Annotated in this window: 18 protein-coding genes and 1 riboswitch; of the genes, 10 read left to right on the top strand and 8 right to left on the bottom strand. The window is 43.4% G+C overall.

What is annotated here, in order from left to right; all coding sequences use genetic code 11:
• Nucleotides 1-19 precede the first annotated feature (19 nt).
• Both NYE65_RS18055 and NYE65_RS18050 read left to right on the top strand, forming a co-directional pair.
• Nucleotides 20-841 (top strand): MetQ/NlpA family ABC transporter substrate-binding protein, encoded by an 822-nt coding sequence (locus NYE65_RS18055; protein WP_340861396.1) that lies wholly within the window; start codon nucleotides 20-22, stop codon nucleotides 839-841.
• Between the two features lie 62 nt (nucleotides 842-903).
• Complete coding sequence (locus tag NYE65_RS18050) at nucleotides 904-1,812, top strand: iron-containing alcohol dehydrogenase family protein (protein WP_340861395.1); 909 nt, start codon at nucleotides 904-906, stop codon at nucleotides 1,810-1,812.
• 115 nt (nucleotides 1,813-1,927) lie between these two features.
• Here NYE65_RS18050 and NYE65_RS18045 read toward each other — a convergent pair whose 3' ends face one another.
• On the bottom strand, nucleotides 1,928-2,965 hold the full coding sequence (locus tag NYE65_RS18045) for an NAD-dependent epimerase/dehydratase family protein (RefSeq protein WP_340861394.1): 1,038 nt from the start codon (nucleotides 2,963-2,965) through the stop codon (nucleotides 1,928-1,930).
• 180 nt (nucleotides 2,966-3,145) lie between these two features.
• Between NYE65_RS18045 and NYE65_RS18040 the strand changes: the two genes are divergently transcribed.
• Nucleotides 3,146-4,030 (top strand): PucR family transcriptional regulator, encoded by an 885-nt coding sequence (locus tag NYE65_RS18040; RefSeq protein ID WP_340861393.1) that lies wholly within the window; start codon nucleotides 3,146-3,148, stop codon nucleotides 4,028-4,030.
• Nucleotides 4,031-4,143: 113 nt separating this feature from the next.
• Nucleotides 4,144-5,289: an ABC transporter ATP-binding protein gene (locus NYE65_RS18035; protein WP_340861392.1), complete on the top strand. Its 1,146-nt coding sequence runs from the start codon at nucleotides 4,144-4,146 to the stop codon at nucleotides 5,287-5,289.
• 57 nt (nucleotides 5,290-5,346) lie between these two features.
• Here NYE65_RS18035 and NYE65_RS18030 read toward each other — a convergent pair whose 3' ends face one another.
• Nucleotides 5,347-5,589, bottom strand: coding sequence for a hypothetical protein (locus NYE65_RS18030; RefSeq protein ID WP_034314767.1), 243 nt, complete (start codon nucleotides 5,587-5,589; stop codon nucleotides 5,347-5,349).
• Between the two features lie 109 nt (nucleotides 5,590-5,698).
• Nucleotides 5,699-7,081 carry a class II fumarate hydratase gene (fumC, locus tag NYE65_RS18025; protein ID WP_048687419.1) on the bottom strand — a complete coding sequence of 461 codons (1,383 nt, stop codon included), beginning with the start codon at nucleotides 7,079-7,081 and terminating at the stop codon, nucleotides 5,699-5,701.
• Between the two features lie 326 nt (nucleotides 7,082-7,407).
• A riboswitch (SAM riboswitch) is annotated at nucleotides 7,408-7,521 on the top strand.
• Between the two features lie 86 nt (nucleotides 7,522-7,607).
• Here fumC and NYE65_RS18020 point away from each other — a divergent pair.
• Together NYE65_RS18020 and metC are read left to right on the top strand one after the other, a co-directional pair.
• Nucleotides 7,608-8,720, top strand: a complete 1,113-nt coding sequence (locus tag NYE65_RS18020) for a methionine biosynthesis PLP-dependent protein (RefSeq protein WP_034314771.1) — start codon at nucleotides 7,608-7,610, stop codon at nucleotides 8,718-8,720.
• Entirely contained in the window at nucleotides 8,717-9,898 is a 1,182-nt protein-coding gene (gene metC, locus NYE65_RS18015) for a cystathionine beta-lyase (RefSeq protein WP_340861391.1), read from the top strand. The genes NYE65_RS18020 and metC overlap by 4 nt, the downstream gene beginning before the upstream one ends.
• A gap of 86 nt (nucleotides 9,899-9,984) precedes the next feature.
• On the opposite strand, the gene NYE65_RS18010 is transcribed toward metC, so the two are convergent.
• The 3 genes from NYE65_RS18010 to NYE65_RS18000 form a co-directional block, all read right to left on the bottom strand.
• Complete coding sequence (locus NYE65_RS18010; RefSeq protein ID WP_034314776.1) at nucleotides 9,985-10,233, bottom strand: type B 50S ribosomal protein L31; 249 nt, start codon at nucleotides 10,231-10,233, stop codon at nucleotides 9,985-9,987.
• A 136-nt stretch (nucleotides 10,234-10,369) separates the two neighbouring features.
• On the bottom strand, nucleotides 10,370-12,388 hold the full coding sequence (locus NYE65_RS18005) for an ABC transporter ATP-binding protein (RefSeq protein WP_095678210.1): 2,019 nt from the start codon (nucleotides 12,386-12,388) through the stop codon (nucleotides 10,370-10,372).
• Complete coding sequence (locus tag NYE65_RS18000; RefSeq protein ID WP_340861390.1) at nucleotides 12,385-14,136, bottom strand: ABC transporter ATP-binding protein; 1,752 nt, start codon at nucleotides 14,134-14,136, stop codon at nucleotides 12,385-12,387. The genes NYE65_RS18005 and NYE65_RS18000 overlap by 4 nt, the downstream gene beginning before the upstream one ends.
• Nucleotides 14,137-14,645: 509 nt before the next feature.
• Between NYE65_RS18000 and NYE65_RS17995 the strand changes: the two genes are divergently transcribed.
• The 4 genes from NYE65_RS17995 to NYE65_RS17980 all read left to right on the top strand — a co-directional run bounded on the left by NYE65_RS17995 (nucleotide 14,646) and on the right by NYE65_RS17980 (nucleotide 18,901).
• The gene (locus NYE65_RS17995; protein WP_153246154.1) at nucleotides 14,646-14,813 is read left to right on the top strand and encodes a hypothetical protein; all 168 of its coding nucleotides are present in this window, start codon (nucleotides 14,646-14,648) and stop codon (nucleotides 14,811-14,813) included.
• 83 nt (nucleotides 14,814-14,896) lie between these two features.
• Nucleotides 14,897-16,015, top strand: coding sequence for a DUF2515 family protein (locus tag NYE65_RS17990; protein WP_340861389.1), 1,119 nt, complete (start codon nucleotides 14,897-14,899; stop codon nucleotides 16,013-16,015).
• 74 nt (nucleotides 16,016-16,089) lie between these two features.
• Entirely contained in the window at nucleotides 16,090-16,443 is a 354-nt protein-coding gene (locus NYE65_RS17985; protein WP_057275766.1) for a hypothetical protein, read from the top strand.
• 343 nt (nucleotides 16,444-16,786) lie between these two features.
• Nucleotides 16,787-18,901: a peptidoglycan D,D-transpeptidase FtsI family protein gene (locus tag NYE65_RS17980; protein ID WP_096339896.1), complete on the top strand. Its 2,115-nt coding sequence runs from the start codon at nucleotides 16,787-16,789 to the stop codon at nucleotides 18,899-18,901.
• Between the two features lie 53 nt (nucleotides 18,902-18,954).
• On the opposite strand, the gene NYE65_RS17975 is transcribed toward NYE65_RS17980, so the two are convergent.
• Both NYE65_RS17975 and glpK read right to left on the bottom strand, forming a co-directional pair.
• Nucleotides 18,955-19,422 carry a CBS domain-containing protein gene (locus NYE65_RS17975; protein WP_340861388.1) on the bottom strand — a complete coding sequence of 156 codons (468 nt, stop codon included), beginning with the start codon at nucleotides 19,420-19,422 and terminating at the stop codon, nucleotides 18,955-18,957.
• 67 nt (nucleotides 19,423-19,489) lie between these two features.
• On the bottom strand, nucleotides 19,490-20,980 hold the full coding sequence (glpK, locus tag NYE65_RS17970; RefSeq protein ID WP_340861387.1) for a glycerol kinase GlpK: 1,491 nt from the start codon (nucleotides 20,978-20,980) through the stop codon (nucleotides 19,490-19,492).
• Nucleotides 20,981-21,059 lie beyond the last annotated feature (79 nt).

Genomic DNA, 21,059 nt, shown 5'->3' with positions numbered 1-21,059 from the left:
TACTCAGGAGGAATTTCAAATGAAGAAAATAGCTTCGTTATTATCAGTCTGTGCACTTGCACTCGGCTTGGCAGCTTGCGGGAGCGATGATGCATCCCCAAATACAGAAGACAAAAAAGAATTGAAGATCGGGGCGACTACCGGGCCGTACGCCGATATGGTTAAGGAGGCCATCAAACCAGGTCTGGAAGATCTCGGATACAAAATAGAGATCGTCGAATTCACCGACTATATCCAGCCGAATAAGTCGCTTGGCAACAACTCGATCGACGCCAACCTTTTCCAGCATAAAGTGTACATGGATAACTTCGCTAAAGAAAATGATTTAAAGCTTTCCGACCTTATCATAGTTCCAACAGCGCCAATGGGCATATATTCTAATAAGTATAATTCATTGAAAGAAGTGAAAGACGGTACATCCCTTGCAGTGCCCAATGATCCGGTTAACCTGGCACGTGCACTAAAAGTGCTGGTGGATGAAGGGGTGATTGAAGTCGATCCAAATGTCGACCCTTTAAAAGTATCTGAAAAGGATGTAACGAAAAATCCAAAAAACATCCAGCTAAAACCATTGGAATCCGCTCAGTTGCCCCGCGCAACAGACAGCGTCGACCTATCGGCGGTCCCTGGCAACTTTGCTCTTGCAGCGAAAATGGACCTCAAGGATGCCCTAGTTTTAGAAAACATGCCGGATATGTATCGAAACGTTGTTGCAGTGAATACAAAAGATGTAGACTCTCAATTTGCCAAGGATATTAAATCTGTAGTGGAATCCGACCAGTTTGAAAAAGTGATCGATGACAAATTTGCCGGATTCGGAAAACCAGACTGGATGAATTGATCAAATAATCAAGGCCTGCTTCCCCTTTACCGGGAACAGGCCTTTCATTAAGGAGAGAAAATATGAATACCTTACTGGAGGTCCGCAGCGGCCCCGCTTATTACGCCTGTAAAGCAAATGTCCTTGAAAACCTGCAAGTGAAACTGAGTAGAGGGAACATTCGTAAAGTGCTCGTTATTCATGGACAAAAATCCTGGGAAGTTACTGAACCCATCTTTCCTTCCTTAGAAAATATTGAGACGATCTTTTTCACATACGGCGGGGAATGCAGTGACCCGGAAATTGAACGCGTCAAGAAGGCAGCTCTTGAACATGGTGCAGATGCCTTAATTGGCATTGGCGGCGGTAAGTTGCTCGACCTCGCCAAATCGGCCGGAAACTCGCTTCAAAAGGAAATCATCCTCATTCCAACCTTGGCTTCCACCTGCGCTGCCTGGACACCGTTGAGTATCATTTATGATGATAATGGTTCATATGTCCGTTATGATATTCATGAAAAAAGCACTTGGATGTTATTGATCGAACCAGGAATTCTTCTTAATTCGCCGATTAACTATTTACGTGCTGGAATCGGCGATACATTGGCGAAATGGTACGAGGGCAATGCACTGGCCGAAAAGCTTGCCACCAAGTCCGTTTGTATTGAATTGGCCCATCTGGCCGCAAGGCAATGCCAGGAAGTTTTATTCACTTATGGCGAGGAAGTCTTAGCTGATTTGGAAAAAGGGAAATGGACAGATGCGCTGCAGCGTGTAATTGAAACGAACATCTACCGGGTGCTTAAATTGCCGATGACATTGCTTGATATTGGCCTGACTGTTGAACATAAGGCGGAACTTCAACAGATTGCAGCCCACTCTGTCAAAGAAGGTGAAGACATCCATCTTCTTTTCCCTGATATCAACAAGGAAAAAGTGACAGCCGCCATGGAAAACCTTGAAATCCTTACAAACCATGCAAGCCCTTCCTAAAAAAGCGATGGGGTTTTGACCCCATCGTTTTTTTTGATTCCTCATTGTATAAAATCATCCTTTCCACCAAGCATACATAATGTTCCATTAATCTTCAGTATAATAAAAGAAGGTCTCAACCTATTGTCTGTTTCCATAATCCAAGAAGATCACTTTCATGTTGTCTGTGCATGCCTGCTTTTCTATCGGCGGATTCCGGACGGCCCTTTTCCCAATTCCATATATCTTCGAGAGTATCTGATAGGGGACGGAATGTTAGTCCATTATTGATTGCTTTATCGTTGTCGACAGCCAAAAACCCATTCAAAGGTTCCTTACCTCCTGGTAAAGGGAATTCTTCCGGTATCCATAAAGGCATTTCTCCCCACGGCTCTACTTTATTGTCATTTAAAAATTTTTCAGAGACCCATGTAAAGGCAGCATTACTTCTTGTTACCTTTTTGCAGCCTTCAAGTATTTGACCCATAGTCAGTGTGTATTCTGGCCCAACGGCATTATACGTACCTGTCATGCCCTTTTCCATCATTTGGATGATCCATTCAGCCAAGTCCCTTGCATCGATAATTTGGATTGGACGTCCAGGGCGTCCAGGCGCTAAAACTTCTCCCCCTTCCGCTATTCTTTTAAGCCAGTACGGCATTCGGTCAGTGTAATCATATGGACCTACTATTTGCCCGGCACGAATTGACAAGACTTTCCCCGGCAGTTCTTTTTCAGCTGCTTTTTCGCTTAATGATTTTAACGGTCCATAATATTCACCGTATATCGGTCCAGCCGTTCCGCGGGTTATTTCTTCTGCTTTATCATCATTTAGTGCATGAACCTCTCCATTTTCATCAATACCTGGTTCGGTTGGATCACTATAAACCGAGATGCTTGAAATATATGTATAATGTTTAACTTGATTAAGCAACCGGCAAGATTTCGATACAGTTCGAGGGATAAAGCCTGATGTATCAATTACTGCATCCCACTGTCTTCCTTTCAGCATTTCAAGATCCCCGTCGCGGTCCCCTTTTAACTGTTCTATTTCGGGGAAAACATAAGGGTCATTTCCACGATTAAAAAGTGTGACATCATGCCCCTTCTCTATTGCAGCTTTTGCTATATATCGGCCTAAAAACCGTGTACCACCCAATATTAAAATGTTCATGGATCTCCTCCTCTTAAACGATATTCCATAAAGCATACGCAATACCCTTTCCTGAAATTAATAATACTTGCAACTTTTCTTTGGTTTTCCCTTCTCGGAAAAACTAAAGATATCCTAATCTTTTGAACTTTATTCTTTTTCGCTATAATGATATGGAAAGGGAGAAAGAAGGTGGAACCGATGCTTGAAAATCTTAAACAAAAATTCCCGAACGCTCTTACCAATAAAAAGGATACTGATGATATTTCTAATTATGTTTGGTTCGAAGACTTCAGAAGTATACTTGGTATTCCCCGTTCAGAAATCACAGCAGAAGAAATCCGTTTATTGGAACTGCTTTTTGTTCCTTCCATAAACCCAAATAACCTCAATGCACATCCAGGCTCATCATGGAAAAATTTTTTAGCCGAACCGAATGCACCATTGCCTTTAACGAGCTGGGAGAATGTTCGATTCCTTCATTTCAAGTTGACTCATGCTGATTTTTCCAACTCCGATTTTGAAGGGGCCTTCCTCGCTTTCGTTCCATCTGACGCAGCTATTATTTGGGAAAATGAAACGGCAGGCGTCTTAATTGAACCGGACAAGGATGAACCATTATCAAATAAAGAACTGATCGCCATTACTTCCACACTTGAAAGTGACTTTTATGTAAAGACCCGTATGTTCACCGGGCGATTTCACCCTGTAGATCAAGACCTTCGCCATCACTGGACTCAGGAGAAAAAGTGTTTTGAAGTGGCACAGGTGCATCTCCCGGATATAAAAGTGACTGATTTGGCAGACATCATCCCATACTCATTAATAAATGATCCATCCTTTAAGAATGCAAATTGGTTTATCAATGAAATTCTTGGCAAGACCAAGCAGGATACTGAACTTATCAAAACGGTTAAAACGTATATCGAATGTAACTCCAATGCCACATATGCCGCCAAACAGCTTTATATACATCGGAACAGCTTACAATACCGAATCGATAGATTCTCTGAAAAAACTGGTCTCGATATTAGAAACTTCCGTCATGCCCTTACTGCATACTTGATACTTTTACTCAATGATTAATTTCCAATGTAAACACATTTTTGTGCAATATGCCCATACTTTTTTCAAAACCCATAGCTTAGACTATAGCTAATTGGTACAAGTAATCTAAGAGTTTAAAAGGGGGATTTTTCATGGCAGAGTTAGTGTTAGATCATATATTCAAGATTTATGATAAAAAGGTGACGGCTGTTAAAGACTTCAACCTTCGTGTTGCCGATAAGGAATTCATCGTTTTTGTGGGACCTTCAGGTTGCGGGAAATCAACGACATTAAGGATGATTGCCGGACTGGAAGACATCTCCCAAGGGGATTTATACATAGACGGCAAGCGAGTCAATGATGTCCCCCCTAAAGATCGCGATATTGCGATGGTTTTCCAGAACTATGCCTTATATCCTCATATGTCTGTATTTGACAATATGGCATTCGGATTAAAGCTCAGGAAAACGCCAAAAGCTGAAATCAGGCAAAGAGTAAATGAAGCGGCAAGGATTCTCGGACTTGAAGAGCTGCTAAACAGGAAACCTAAAGCGCTTTCAGGTGGTCAGCGCCAGCGTGTTGCACTTGGCCGTGCAATTGTAAGGGACGCAAAAGTTTTCTTGATGGATGAGCCATTATCCAATCTCGATGCAAAACTGCGGGTTCAAATGCGCGCGGAAATAGCTAAACTGCATAAACGGCTCGACACCACAACGATATATGTCACACATGACCAAACAGAGGCAATGACCATGGCGACACGTCTTGTTGTAATGAAAGATGGTATCATCCAACAGGTCGGTGCTCCAAAGGATGTTTATGAGAAACCAATAAACGTGTTTGTCGGCGGCTTTATCGGATCGCCTGCCATGAACTTCTTTTCCGGAACATTAAAAGAAGGCACAATCAAAATAGGCGAACAAACCCTTGAAATACCTGAATTTAAGATGAAAATGCTACGTGATCAAGGATATGTCGGAAAAGAAGTAATCCTTGGAATCCGTCCGGAAGATTTCCATAATGAAGGAGCTTATTTCACGGAGTCCTCTAACACTACATTCACGACCCAAATTGATGTAGCCGAACTCATGGGCGCGGAGATCATGCTCTACTCCACTTTAGAGGGGCAGGACTTCGTTGCAAGGGTCGATGCCAATAACATTATCCAGGCAGGCGAAAAGATCGAACTTGCCCTCGACATGAATAAAGCGCACTTTTTTGATAAAGGGACCGAACATCGCATTTTAGTTGAAGAAGATGAACAGATGCAGGAAAGCATGAAGTTATCTGCCAATTAAACATGAAAAGACCCATTCATTATGGGTCTTTTTACGTTTATTAAAATAAAGGGCGATTCATTCCTGGACCAATACCACTTCATCATGTCCGCATTCAGGGCATTTCATGAGATGGGGGCATTGCCCTTTTTGAAGGGATTGAGGGTATCCGTCGTTTTCTTTAAGTATGTCGATATCCATATAAGCACTGTAATCATCAGCATAATCCATGAATTTCCCTTTATCCTCAAGTTCGCTGCCGCATTCCGGGCAATCCACATGAATTTTTCTTAGACCGTTGCAAAGCGGGCATATAGACATTGTTTTTCCTCCTGTTCCAGATACTTATGATTTCAGTATTTGTCGATTCCAGTATTTTAACACATGGAAACACCCTCCCTAATGCTAGAGGGAGGGTGTTTCCATCCAATTATTTATTAACCATGTTAGCAGGATCGACCCATGCTTTGAATTCATCTTCCGTCAGGAACTCCAGTTTCAATGCCGCTTCTTTTAACGTGGAGTTGTCCTTGAAGGCAGTTTTGGCGATCTTGGCTGCTTTTTCATAACCGATATGCGGGTTCAATGCTGTTACCAGCATAAGGGAACGCTCTACATTTTCTTTGATCTTATCTTCATTTGCAGTGATGCCAACCGCACAATTATCGTTGAAGGAATGAATGCCTTCCGTCAATAATTTGACCGTTTGCAGGAAGTTATAGATGATGACTGGTTTGAATACATTCAATTCAAAGTTACCTTGGCTTGCTGCAAAGCCAATTGTAGCATCGTTACCCACGATTTGTGTCGCAATCATGGTAAGCGCTTCACTTTGGGTCGGATTGACTTTACCTGGCATGATGGAGCTGCCTGGCTCGTTTTCCGGAATGGCAATTTCTCCGATTCCGCTTCTCGGTCCACTTGCAAGCCATCTGACATCGTTCGCAATTTTCATTAAATCTGCCGCCAATGCTTTCAAAGCACCGTGTGCGTAGACGATTTCGTTATGGCTAGTCAATGCATGGAATTTATTATCAGATGTGACAAAAGGATATCCTGTATCCGCTGCAATTTGTTTGGCAGAAAGTCCCGGGAATTCTTTCTTTGTATTGATTCCGGTTCCTACAGCCGTTCCGCCTAGAGCAAGGTTCAATAGTTTTTGGCTGCTTTCCTCAATCATCGCCAAGTCTTTATCGAGCATCGCTTTCCAACCGGAAATTTCTTGTCCTAATGTTAAGGGTGTAGCATCTTGAAGATGTGTCCGGCCGATTTTCACGACATCCCAAAATTCTTTTTCTTTTGTATCGAATGTATCACGAAGTGCTTTGATGGCAGGAACCAATTTTTCTGCGACTTCCATAAAGGCTGCAATATGCATGGCAGTCGGGAAAGTATCATTTGAGCTTTGTGCCTTGTTAACATCATCATTCGGGTGAAGGATTTCCGATTCACCATTTTCTTTTAACCATTCATTCCCTTTGTTAGCGACCACTTCATTCACATTCATATTACTTTGCGTACCGCTTCCCGTTTGCCAAACTACAAGCGGGAAATGTTCATCAAGCGTACCTTCAAGGATTTCGCCGCAAATCTTGACGATGGCGTTCTTTTTAACTTCGGAAAGATCGCCAAGATCATAGTTCACCTTTGCAGCAGCTTGTTTAACGTATGCAAATGCACGAACCAATTCAATCGGCATTTTTTCGTTACCGATTTTGAAATTGTTACGGCTTCTCTCAGTTTGTGCTCCCCAATATTTATCAGCAGGAACTTTCACTTCACCCATCGTATCACGTTCGATTCTGTATTCCATGTGTTCTCCTCCTAAGTTTGCACTATTCATTGAAAAATTTTTGCATATGAAATGAATAATGTCGGATTATTCTTTCTCTCCATACATTGTACAAACTTTATTATTTTAAAGCAAAAATATCCCGCTGACCCTTTCCATATTTCTGAAAAATCCTAGGCCATTCATATTTAGATGAAAATTTGGATATTCTTTTTTGACACATAAAGTGTAGGCACCGCTAGGCTTCAATTGACCTGGCCATGAACACCAACACATCATCACCCCCAAAATGTCCTTGACAGTGTTTTGTATATATAGTAAATTCAAAAGAAATTGAATAATCTAAACTCTTATCGAGAGAGGTAGAGGGAATGGCCCGATGACACCTCAGCAACCTTCATTTGTTTCAAACCAATGAAAAGGTGCTAATTCCACAAGTTTATGAACTTGGAAGATAAGAAGAATGACTCGTCCCTACTTAATCAAAGTCTTCTTCTTAAAGAAGACTTTTTTTTATTTTATTTAACTCAAAGGAGCAGTGAAAACCATGTATAAACCTGAAACATATCTTGCTCAATTAGGAAATCGCAGTGAAACGGCGACAGGAACAGTCAATCCGCCGGTATACTTTTCAACAGCTTTTCGCCACGAAGGAATCGGTCAATCGACGGGATTCGACTATACAAGGACAGGTAACCCTACCCGCCAGCTATTGGAGCGATCCATCGCCGATCTGGAAAAAGGAGACCAAGGCTATGCCTGCAGTTCAGGAATGGCCGCCATCTCCACTATACTCGCCCTTTTTAAATCCGGGGATGCGTGGATTGTCAGTGAAGATCTTTATGGCGGTACATATCGGCTGTTAGAACAAGGTTTTAAAAAATGGGGATTGCAGTGTGACTATGTAAACACTTGTTGTTTGGAGGATATCGAAAAAGCCATCACTCCTCACACGAAAGCCATCTTCATCGAAACTCCCACTAACCCTCTTATGCAGCAAACGGATATTAGCGCCGTTGCCGCATTGGCTAAACGATATAATTTATTGCTAATCGTTGATAACACTTTTTACACGCCTCTTATTCAACAACCCATCTTGCTTGGAGCTGATATTGTGATCCACAGTGCAACCAAGTATCTCGGTGGTCATAATGATGTGCTCGCCGGACTGATCGTTGCTAGCGGCGCTGAATTATGTGATGCACTTGCCTTCCATCATAATGGCACTGGAGCTGTCTTGAGCCCATTTGATTCTTGGCTGTTGATGCGCGGAATGAAAACCCTGGCATTGCGGATGGAGCGGCATGAAAAGAATGCCAAGATACTTGTAGATTACTTATCGGAGCATGATTGTGTTACGGACGTATTGTATCCAGGCCGAGGCGGCATGATTTCTTTCCGCATCATTGATGAAGCGGCGGTCAACCCATTTTTACAATCGCTCTCATTAATTTCCTTTGCAGAAAGCCTGGGAGGGGTTGAAAGCTTCATCACCTATCCTGCCACACAAACACATGCCGATATACCGCTTGAGGTCAGAACGGCAAACGGTGTTTGTAATCGACTGCTCCGCTTCTCCGTTGGCATCGAGGATAGCGACGATTTGATTGGTGACTTGCAGCAAGCATTCGCACATGTAAAAAGGGAGGCACTACGATGACAGATCATGATTTTAGCTTTGAAACAAAATTACTTCATAATCAACATAAATTCGATCCGGCAACGGGCGGTGTGAGCGTCCCCATCCAGCATGCATCGACTTTCCATCAATCCGATGTCGATCAATTCGGCAAATATGACTACAGCAGAAGCGGGAACCCAACCCGCGAGGCACTTGAAGACATCATTGCCGAACTTGAGGAAGGCACTCACGGCTTTGCCTTTTCATCAGGTATGGCTGCCATTTCAACAGCCTTCCTGCTATTGTCTGCCGGGGATCATATCGTCATTTCCGAAGATGTGTATGGCGGAACGTTCAGGATGGTCACAAGCGTTTTGAACCGTTTCAATATTGAGCATACCTTCGTTGACATGACGGACCTTGAAAGTGTCAAAGCGGCGGTTCAGCCAAATACCAGGGCCATATACATTGAAACGCCTTCAAATCCTTTACTTAAAGTGACCGATATTCAAGCTATATGTGATATCGCAAAAAAAGCCGGTGCCTTAAGCTTTGTTGATAATACATTCTTGACGCCCGCATTGCAAAAACCGCTGAATTTGGGCGCTGATGTTGTCCTTCATAGCGCGACGAAGTTTTTATCCGGACATAGTGATGTGGTAGCTGGGCTTGCGGTCGTGAAAGATCCGGAATTGGCGGCAAGACTCGGTTCGCTTCAAAACTCCTTTGGAGCGGTCCTTGGTGTTCAGGATGCCTGGCTCGTAATGAGAGGCTTGAAAACCTTGTCAGTTAGAATGGAACATTCACAAAAAGGGGCCGAAAAGATTGCAGCCTACTTAAAGGAGCAGCCCTTGGTGAAAAAAGTGTATTATCCCGGCCTAGCCGATCATCCACAGCACGCCATCCAGAAAGGCCAGTCACTCGGAGCAGGGGCGGTCCTTTCATTTGAATTGGAAAGTGAGGAAATCTTCCGTTCCTTCGTGAACACTGTCGAGCTCCCTGTTTTTGCCGTAAGCCTGGGAGCGGTAGAATCCATATTATCCTACCCGGCCAAAATGTCCCATGCGGCCATGCCTGCTGATGAAAGGGAAAAGCGAGGCATCACGAATAGCTTGCTCCGCCTCTCTGTCGGACTGGAAAATCCGGACGATTTAATCAAGGACTTCGAAGCTGCCCTCGTCAATATTGCCAAAGGGGAAGCAATTGCTGCAAAATGATTAAAGTAGTGGGTGCCTCATATTTATGGGCACCTTTTTTATTCCATCAATAAAAGAAGACCATCGATTTCCCGATGGCCTAACTCTCATTTCTTCATATTATATTTATCCAGGAAGCGATCCACCCGTCCGCCTTTTTCAGCAAACTTCTGCTTTCCTGTATAATAAGGGTGCGTATCCGAGCTGATTTCCACTTTTAATAAAGGATATGTTTGGCCGTCTTCCCAAACGATTGTTTCATTGGATGTCTTAGTGGAGCCTGTCAAAAATTTATACCCACTGTTGGTATCCATAAATACCACTTGTTGATAATCGGGATGAATTTCTTGTTTCACTATTATCACCTCATCGTCAGTATAGGTATATCTTAAACGTAATGATTACTATTATCAGCCATTATACTTGAAGGTACCAAAAGTCGGTACCTTCATTATAGTTTAATCTAGATGATCTACCCTTATTCCATTGTGTTCAGCCAGCCATGCCTTTATGCGGACCTGCCTGCAGTTCATACATTTGATAGTACTTCCCTTTCAGTTCCATTAATTCTTCATGTGTACCTTGCTCTGCAATCCGCCCTTTTTCCAGTACAAGAATTTGGTCGGCATTTTTTATCGTGGAAAGCCTATGGGCAATGATGAAGGTCGTTCTCCCTTTTTTCAGCACTTCCATACCCTCCTGGATAATTGCCTCGGTTTCGGTGTCGATGCTTGCTGTCGCTTCATCCAAGATCAATATGGCCGGATTGAATGCAAGGGCACGGGCAAAAGAGATTAGCTGACGCTGTCCGGAAGACAGCGTTCCGCCTTTTTCGATCACGGGCTCGTCAAGCCCTAAAGGAAGATGCTTCAGCACTTTGTCCCCCCCGACATCTCTTAATGCTTTTTCAACCATTTCCCTTGTGATGCCTTTATGATTAAGACTGATATTCGAGGCGATGGTGCCAGTAAATAAATAGGGGTCCTGAAGGACGATCCCCATATGCTCCCTAAGCGTCTGATGGGGGATATCCAATATATTTCTGCCATCGATTTTGATCTGTCCTTCACTACTGTCATAAAAGCGGAATAATAAATTCATTATGGAGCTTTTTCCTGAACCGGTGTGGCCAACTAAAGCAACCGTTTCCCCCTGTTTAGCGGAGAAGGAAATGTCCCTTAACACATATTCTTTATCCTTATAACCAAAAGAAACATTTTCGAATTGTACGTTTCCTTTGTATCTGGATATGTTTTCATCGCTGACTGCCAATCCCTTCTCATCCAATAAGCTGAACGTCCTCTCCCCTGCAACAAGCGCCTGTTCAAGATTAGCGAACTGATTGACGATTCCGTGAAGCGGATGTAGCAGGCGGCTGATCAAATCAACAATTGCATACATCATCCCTAAGGAAATGGCCGAACCCGCTGTAAGGGAAATCCCGCCGAAATACCAGACGAAGGCCATCAGCGCCAAAAGCTTAATGACGCCAATCAAGTTTCCACCCGTCAACGAATTCAAATGGAGCATTTTATTTTGATAGGAAAAATGCTCCCGGTTCAGATTTTCAAAAGATTGCTTCGTCTCCTTTTCACGTCCAAATGCCTGAATGATGCTCATACCAGAAATGGATTCATTAATCATTCCATTAATATCGCTGACCCGTTCCCGAATGATGTGATTATATTTCGAGGCGAATTTACGGTATACCATCGTCCAGATAACGATGATCGGAATAAGTAGAAGGCCAATGGTACCGACTCGTGGATCCAGAATAAACAAAGCAATTAGAACGCCGAAAATATTAATGGTACTCGAGAAGAAGTTGGCGAGCACGGTTACATATAATTCCCGGATCGCTTCCGTATCATTAGTGACCCTGGCTACAATTTTACCCGCTGGCATATTATCAAAATAACGTATCGGCAGACGGGAAATATGCCTAAAAATATCATTTCGCATCTTCTGTATGATTCGGTTCGCCGCTTTCTGTAAATAAAAACTCTGGCCATATTGAAAAATGGAGGAAAGGATGACAAGGCTAAAATAAAAAGCCACAAGCTTAATGATCCGCGGGATTTCCGGTTGATAAAATCCCATCACTTCCTGACTCGTCAATTTCACTGCTTGCGCACGTTGCTCTTTCCCGTCTTTCTTGATGATCAATGATTGGTTCTCCAAGGTTCTGCGCCCATCGATAGGGACAGCTTCATCTACGAAGACAAATTGATTGCCAACCTGCAGAACATGGACTTCCCTGCCTTTCTTCTCACCTTTTGAAAAGTAATCAGCCCGTTTATACCAATTTCCATCATACTTAACTGCATCTTTTCCTTTACCTGCTTCATGCCAGGAAGATTCGATGCCAAGTATATGTGAATCGATGATTTTCTTGGCAACGAAAGGACCCGTTAAATCGGCCGCTACCGAAAGAGCAAGCATGATCAGGGCGCCAATGATCAATTTTTTATAAAGGGCAGCATAATTAAAAAGTTTCTTTACGACCTTCATGCCTTCACCTCCGTTCCTTCGTCAACCTGCTGTCGTTCATATTGCTCGCTATACCAGCCATCATTCAGCAGTAAATCCGCATGAGTCCCCTCTTCGATGATCTTTCCGCTGTCCAATACGATAATCCTGTCCGCGTGCTGAACGGCTGATAAGCGGTGGGTTGTGATGATGGTCGTTTTCCCTGCCCGTTCATTCTGGATATTTTCGATGATCGTCGTTTCCGTTTTTGCATCGACAGCGGATAAGGAATCATCCAATATAAGGATTTCCGGATTTTTGATCAATGCCCTGGCAATCGAGATCCTCTGCTTTTGCCCACCGGACAGAGCGACACCCTTCTCACCGACGAGTGTCTCTAGCCGGTTTGGCAGCATCATTAAATCCTTCTCAAAATCCGCAAGCCGGATGGCTTCAGCCAGTTCACCTTCCGTTGCATCCATTTTACCGAATAAGATATTTTCCCTAACAGTCTTCGAGAATAAAAAATGGTCCTGTGGAACATATCCGATCCATTTACGGATATCTTCAAGGTGCAGTTCCTCCAGCGGCATGCCTGCAAAAGCGATTTCACCTGTTCCTAAAGGATATTCCCGCAGCAATTGCTTCACGAATGTCGTTTTTCCACTACCTGTTTTCCCCACTATCCCCAATGTTTGACCGCGCTCAAGCTGAACGGAAATATCGGATAGATTCACAACCGTTGAGGAAGGGTATGTAAAATGCACGGAATTGAATTGGATATTCCCCGGGTTCGTAATACTCTCCATCCCCATTGAATTCTTCACATCCGCTTCATACGAAAGGGTATCCTGAACACGGTCTAACGAAGCATTTCCCCTTTGCATGACATTGATCAGTTCACCCACCGCGATCATCGGCCAGATTAACATGCCTAGGTACACATTGAACGAAACAAGCCCGCCAAGCGTTATGGCCTGTTGAAACACAAGATAAGCCCCATAGCCCAACCCGATTAAATAGCTGATGCCGATGATAATGCTGATTGTCGGATCAAAGAGGGCGTCGATCCTTGCCACGGCTAGGTTTTTGCCATATACATCCTCGGTCATTTCCTCAAATCGCTTTTCATCTTCCCGTTCCTGGACATAGGCCCGGATAACACGGACACCGGAAATGGATTCCAGGACCTTGTCATTTAAAGTGCCAAAGGCTGCTTGTGCATCCGTAAAACGTTTGTAAATTTTCTTCACGTAAATTTGCATCAGCACTGCCATGATCGGAAGCGGCAGCACCGCCGCAATCGTCAACTGCCAGCTGATCGTGGCTCCCATCATGACCACTACCGTGATGGTGAACAGCACCGCGTCTACGAGGGTCAATATCCCGAAACCAGCTGTGAGGGATATTGCCTTTAAATCATTAGTTGCCCTTGCCATTAAATCTCCTGTACGGTTTTTTTCATAAAAACTTGGCGTCATTTTAAGCAAATGGCCCATAAACCCTGACCTTAGTTTCCGTTCGACCAAGTTTCCGCCGCCGAATAACAGATAACTCCATAAGTAACCAAATAGATAACTGCCGATCAGTACCATGAGCAAATAAATAACGTATTTCATGACCCCTTCCTGCGTCATGCGGCCATTGTTCATATCATCGATGGCATTCCCGACAAGTTTTGGCGGGATAACCTCCAAGATATTCACTAGACATAGAAATAAAATCGCCAAGGTGTAACGCTGCCACTGTTCTTTAAAGAACCAGGACAGTTTTTTAAAAATCGCAAACATGAATTCCCCTCCCTTTTGGTCAAACCTTTCACTCGCTAACCGCTTTCTGGATCTCCCGGCTGCAATAAGATTTCCAATGTCTTTTGTCTCATTTATAGTTCCTCCTATCCTTTATATGGAACGGGTGCTAATGCACCTGGATCCAAAATGCCAAAAAGCCCCCGCCAATTAGCGGAAGCTTTTTTAGATGCGTAATAACACATATAAAAGCGCAGGCCGCGAAAATTCCACAACCTGCGCTTTAAAATCATGAATGGAAGCGAGGAATCCTATGTCTGGAAAGACAAGGTACCAGGGCAGGCGGACGTATGATATTCAATTGTGACATCACTGTGCTTAACTGATTTAGTCATGACGTTCGCCTCCTTTCCCATTGATTAATGGTAATTTTTAACTTATTTTTAAAGATTACTACGTTTGCATATTTTTGTCAATTATGACTTTTCTAGATTATTGATGGATAATCCTTTATTCTAATAAGAATGACGCAACCTAAGGAGGTTCAGCATATGCAATGGAGAAAATATATACTCCTGGCGGTTCCCTTTTTATTATCTGCCATTTTCATCTTATTTGCCGTACCGGTCCAATATAGATTTTTATCCTTCATTCCTGTGTTTCTTTTCTGGATAGTTTATTATATTTTATTGTACCGGGAAAAGAAGAAAAAAAGATGACATCACCTTGGGGGGTTGCAAATGCAACGCCCCTTTCTTGATGGCTATGCATATAATGATCTAAAACATTCGTGGTGAAATGTATGCTTTCCCAATATTTTCAAAAGCTGTTGGGTAAACACCCTGCCAAAACAAAACCCATCATCGATGCTGAAAGATTTGACACGCTAAAATCCCGTTTACAAAAAGAGATCTTTCAGCCTGTTGATGAGTCAAAAGCTTTTTTCCCCGAGGAAGCCGCCCTGATAAAAAGCATTCGAACCGAAACGGCTGCCTTGAACCGGAACAATATCACAAGAACTCAAGCCTATCTTGCCTTTTACAATCGCAATCCAGAGGTTCACTGGGCCTTTTTAGCACATATGGTTTCGAGGAATGGAGGATACCATATGACTGACTTGAAAAGTTCAAACATGACCCATCTACTTGACAGAGCGGAACGGCAGAAATTTTTCCTTTTCCTTGAGCGTGCCAATTCAGCCATATTTGCAGATGCCTTCCCCCAGCTTCTTTTATATGAACATTCTAAACAAAAAGAACTTCCGCTAAGAAGGTATTTACCAGTATTCCGCATTTCAAGATTCATGGCCCCGATTTGGGAATCTTTCATCGAAGAGCCCCATTCACCCCTTTTGACAACGGCCCTTATCATTAATGAACAAAGAATGCTTCAGGAAAGGATATTAAAACGCACCCGTCATGGTGAGATCCTCCGCAGGCTTGATTTTCAGCTTCAGGAATACTTAGGCTTCATGAAAGTGATCTTCCCCTATGCAAACAAGCAAAAAGGACTTCATTCCTTGACAGGACTTACCGTCGAACGCTTTGCCGACCCGAAACAGCGCATTGAAACGGGGAAATTATTATATGGGCTTCTTTTTCAGCATCCAGTGGTTTTTCGCGGAGTCGGCCATTTTACAAAAGAGATTCCCCACACGGGTTCCAGAGAGGATTATTGGGCAAGCATATATACCTCTGATGGATCCACATCAAAAGATGATAAAATCTACAGCCCCACTCTTCATGATGCATGGAAAGATCAACTATTCTTTCCTCCCCATTCCTTTGATTGGTTCACGAATGAAAGCTACATGGAAGATTTACGAAGTTTACCAATCATTAAAAAGGAGGACCTGACCAACGAGGTGCTCGAAAATGTCAAGCAGCTCAAAACCCTTAACGGAATGAAAGCCATTTTCTAGCATGATGCCTCTTACTTTGAATATCCCATCCCCCATTTGGCAAGAATGGTTAGCAAAAAGAATGGGTGAATCAAATGAGGGGCATTGTACTATTGAATCCAAATTACAAAATCGGGGATCTACATACGGAGGAAAGCTTTGCAATCCAAAAGATCGTGACGGACAAGTATATGGAAGAGAATAATATTTCCCCGGTCATACTCAATCCGTATCAAATCCACCCTTATTACACCATCCCGCATGAGCTTCTATCCAATTTACAAAGTAAAAAAACGGGGCAAATCGATTGCCTTGTGCTTCACTCCCTGGAAACCATTGAACGTTTCAACTATATTTATCCTGAAAAATGGCTTGAGCTATGCGGATACTTCAATGGGATTATCACTGTCACGACTCAAACTCCCGTTAGGAAACATGAAGCAAAATAAAATCATGGTACTTAAGTCGCTGTAGTGAATTAGGGTTATAGTCATTAATCGTTCATGTAAAAGAGCTCTTTCCAAGTACCTTGGTTTATGTTCCCCTTTTTTTATGGAGCCCCCCAACCACGCATCCCTACTAATAATTGCCGCTGTACCGCTTCTTCCTCTATTTATCTATTATATCAATTTTCCTAATTATAAGATTACTAGGAATTATATAACTCCAAAACATTCTTTTGGAAATATAGATAAATTTACGGATAAAGCATAGAAAAATAAGTTAATTTTATATATCATTGGAGATAGGAATTTTCTTATTTTTTACTTTTACTAGAAAGGAATGTTAATGATGGCCAAAGAAAAAAAGAAAAAAACCCCAATTCCTTTCCGACTGAACTTTATGTTCTTTTTAATATTCATTTTATTTTCAAGCTTAATAATCCGACTTGGCATCGTCCAAATCGTGTATGGGGACGATTACCTCCGCGAAGTCGACAGAACGGAAAACGATGTGGCCAATACCCCCGTTCCCCGTGGTAAGATGTATGACCGGAACTTGAATCCGGTCGTTGATAATGAGCCGCGTAATGCCATCACCTATACGAAATACCCGAATACGAAAACGGCAGATATGGTGAAGACGGCAGAGGTCCTTGCCACCTTGATAGAAAAAGATACCAAAAAGGTAACCCTGCCGGATAAAAAGGATTTTTGGATTTTAAAACATCCGAAAGAAGCCGAAGCCTTGATCACCAAGGCCGAGAAGAAGAAAGTCATCGAAAAGAAACTGGAGCAAAAAGATTTATACAAACTTCAAATGGAGCGGGTAACCGATGAGAATATCAAGGAATTCTCCAAAGATGAATTGGAAGTGATCGCCATCTTCCGGGAATTCAATAGCGGCTATGCCCTCGCACCGTCGATTGTGAAGAATAAAGATGTCACCACTAAGGAATTCGCCAGGGTCAGCGAACATTTGGATGAAATGCCAGGTGTGGATGTAACGACGGATTGGGAAAGGACCTATAAGTATGACGAGACCCTCCGCTCGGTTCTTGGCAAGGTCTCTTCTTCCGAAGAAGGCATTCCCAGTGAAAATATCGACTATTACCTGGCACGCGACTATACCAGGAATGACCGGGTCGGAAAAAGTTATATTGAAAAACAATATGAAGATGTCCTGCGCGGTCAAAAGACGCGGATTGAAAATGTGCTGAGCAAAGGGGAAGTCATCAAAACGAATACCCTCACTGAAGGGCAAAGCGGAAAGGACTTGGTCCTTACAATTGATATGGAGCTGCAACAGCAGGTTGAAAAAATCCTCGAGAACGAATTGCGTAAAACCAAGGCTAAGGGAAATACCTACTTATTGGATCGTGCCTTCGTCGTTTTAATGGACCCGAATACAGGCGAGGTGCTCACGATGGCAGGCAGGCAATACGGCCGCAACAGTAAAACCGGGTTGACCGAAATGAACGATTTTGCCCTTGGAAACATTACGACCTCGTATACGATGGGATCATCTGTTAAAGGAGCCACTGTCTATACAGGCTTTCAGACAGGAGCCATCGCACCAGGGTCAGCTTTCTTTGACAGAAAACTCCTTTTAGCAGGGGCTAATCCCAAAGGATCTTATAGTGATTTGGGTTATGTAACCGATGTCTCTGCGTTAAAGAAATCGTCGAATGTCTATATGTTCATGACGGCAATCAAAATTGCCGGCGGTCATTATATCCCTCACCGGCCGTTAGGAATCAACCGGGAAGCTTATTCCATCATGCGGAATCATTATGCCCAATTCGGATTGGGTGTCCGTACAGGCATCGACCTGCCAAATGAATCCGTAGGGTTTAAAGGAGTCGATATGTCAACAGACGGATTGCTGCTGGATTTATCGATTGGCCAGTATGATACATATACCCCTATGCAATTGGCACAGTATGTATCGACGATTGCAAATGGCGGAAAAAGGCTTGAGCCCCATATGGTCAGGGAAATCAGGAATCCATCCAACGAACACAATGAATTGGGCAGCGTCTTTAAAACGATGAGTCCTAAAGTGTTAAACGACTTAGGCGGAAAAGACGTTTGGATGCAGCGTGTCCAGGAAGGATTCAGGCAGGTCGCACAGGAGCCAGGCGGGACGGCATATAAATATTTCGGCGGGAAGTCTTACCGTGCGGCAGCAAAAACGGGTACTGCCGAGGCCTTTTATGACGGACCGCGGAGGAATCAATATAGCGCGCCAGTCCCGACTATCAATTTGACGCTTGTAGGTTATGCACCTCACAATAATCCGGAAGTGGCATTTTCTGTCGTCGTGCCATGGGTGTATCAAGGCAAGCCCTCTGATGATATTAACAAACGGATCGGGCGGGACGTAATGGACGCCTACTTTAAATTGAAGGAAAAAAGAGCAAAAGGTGAATCTGATGCAGATAAAGCAGAAGAAAGCACTCAATGATGAATACAAAAAAGGCCTGCTCGTAATCGAGCAGGCCTTTTTATGATGCCCATTTATTCCAGCTTTTGAACGAATTCCTTATAAAGGGCCCTAAGGGCATCTCCCCTGCTGATAATGCCGACGACTTTATCATTTTTGTCCACGACGGGGATTTTCTTGAAATGATGCTTGGAAAGGACCTTTATCAATTCATCTAGCGGATCTTCGGGAGATAGCTTTGTAATCCTTTTATTTTTAATGATTTGTGAGACTTTATCATTCATTTTGGATGTAACCTTTTCATCCAACTCTTCACCGGGAAGAACCGTAATGTAGGTGAAATACCCCATGATGGCTTCCTCTGCAGGTGTCAAGTAACGAAGGATATCCCCGTCCGTCACCATTCCCAATAGCTTATCCTGTTCATCCACAACGGGGACCCCGCCCACTTTATTTTCGATCAAGATCCGCAGAACTTCCTTTAATGTAAAATCAGGACGGGCTACAAAGACTTCCCTTATCATGAAATCCTTAACTAACATAATACCACCCCTTTTTTAAGTTTGTACGTTCTGTATTCATCTCTCCCTATTAATACCCTTACTTACTCTATTTAAAAACCCTTGCCGCCTGAACTGCCTTTTTCCAGCCATTATATAAATCCTTCCGTTCCTGTTCTTCCATCTCGGGTTCGAATTTCTTATCGACCGCCCATAGCTTTGAAATCTCTTCCTGACTTTCCCAATATCCGACAGCGAGCCCAGCCAAATACGCCGCTCCTAACGCTGTCGTTTCACTAATAACAGGTCTTTCGACTGGTACATTCAGGAGGCCGCTTTGGAATTCCATCAAGAAGTTGTTTTTGACAACCCCGCCATCGACCCTTAATGCCTTTAGGTTAATCCCTGAATCACTCTCCATGGCGCTAAGGACATCTTTTGTCTGGTAGGCCAATGCTTCCAATGTTGCCCGGACGAAATGCTCCTTCGATGTCCCCCTTGTCAGTCCGAATACAGCTCCCCTGACATCACTATCCCAATAAGGGGTGCCTAATCCTACAAATGCGGGAACTACATAGACACCATCGGCTGAGGTGACCCGCAAAGCATACTTTTCACTGTCTTTCGGATCATGTAAGAGTTTCAGTCCATCCCTTAACCATTGTATGGCCGAACCTGCGACAAAAATACTTCCTTCCAAGGCATATTCGACTTTTCCATTCAGCCCCCATGCAATCGTGGTCAACAGGCCATGCTCTGATTTCACTGCCTTTTCTCCTGTGTTCATCAGCATGAAGCATCCGGTGCCATACGTATTCTTAGCCATTCCTTTTTCAAAGCATTCTTGGCCGAACAATGCGGCCTGTTGATCTCCCGCCGCTCCGGCAATCGGGATTTCATGCCCAAAGAAATGGTGTGGCGCTGTTTTCCCGTATATCTCCGATGAAGAACGAACGTCAGGGAGCATCGATTGCGGCACTTGCAGGATTTCCAGCAGCTCTTCGTCCCACTTCAGGTCATGAATGTTATACATCAGCGTCCTTGAAGCATTCGAATAGTCTGTTACATGTGATTTACCACCCGAAAGTTTCCATATCAGCCACGTATCGATCGTACCAAACAATAAGTCTCCGTTTTCAGCCTTTTCCCGTGCCCCATCTACATGGTCGAGAATCCATTTCACCTTTGTACCGGAAAAATATGCATCAATCAATAATCCGGTTTTCTGCAAGAATAAGCCATCGAGGCCTTCATCCTTCAATTGCGTACAAATTTCGCTTGTCTGCCGGGATTGCCAGACGATGGCATGATGAATCGGCTGACCTGTTTCCTTGTCCCATACCACGGTCGTCTCCCGTTGATTCGTTATGCCAATTCCAGCGATCTGTTCAGGCCTTACATTCATTTCCGATAGACAGGAAGCGATTACCGATAAGATGGAGCCCCAAATTTCATTGGCGTTATGCTCCACCCATCCTGGATTCGGGAAGTGCTGGGTGAATTCCTTTTGGGCAATATGCAAAACTTCCCCGCTTTTATTAAATAAAATGGCCCTGGAACTTGTCGTTCCCTGGTCCAATGATAGTATGTAAGTCTCCACGGCTGTCTCCTCCTGCACTTAAGAAAAGGTTCATTTCAGCTTAAGTGTCATGCTGTTTTTTCTTTCTACATTTTACTAG

This window comes from Peribacillus sp. FSL R5-0717 (genome assembly GCF_038002945.1).
Classification (GTDB): domain Bacteria; phylum Bacillota; class Bacilli; order Bacillales; family DSM-1321; genus Peribacillus; species Peribacillus frigoritolerans.
The sequence above is the reverse complement of the archived record's forward strand: the minus strand, read 5'-3'. Positions and strand labels throughout refer to the sequence as shown.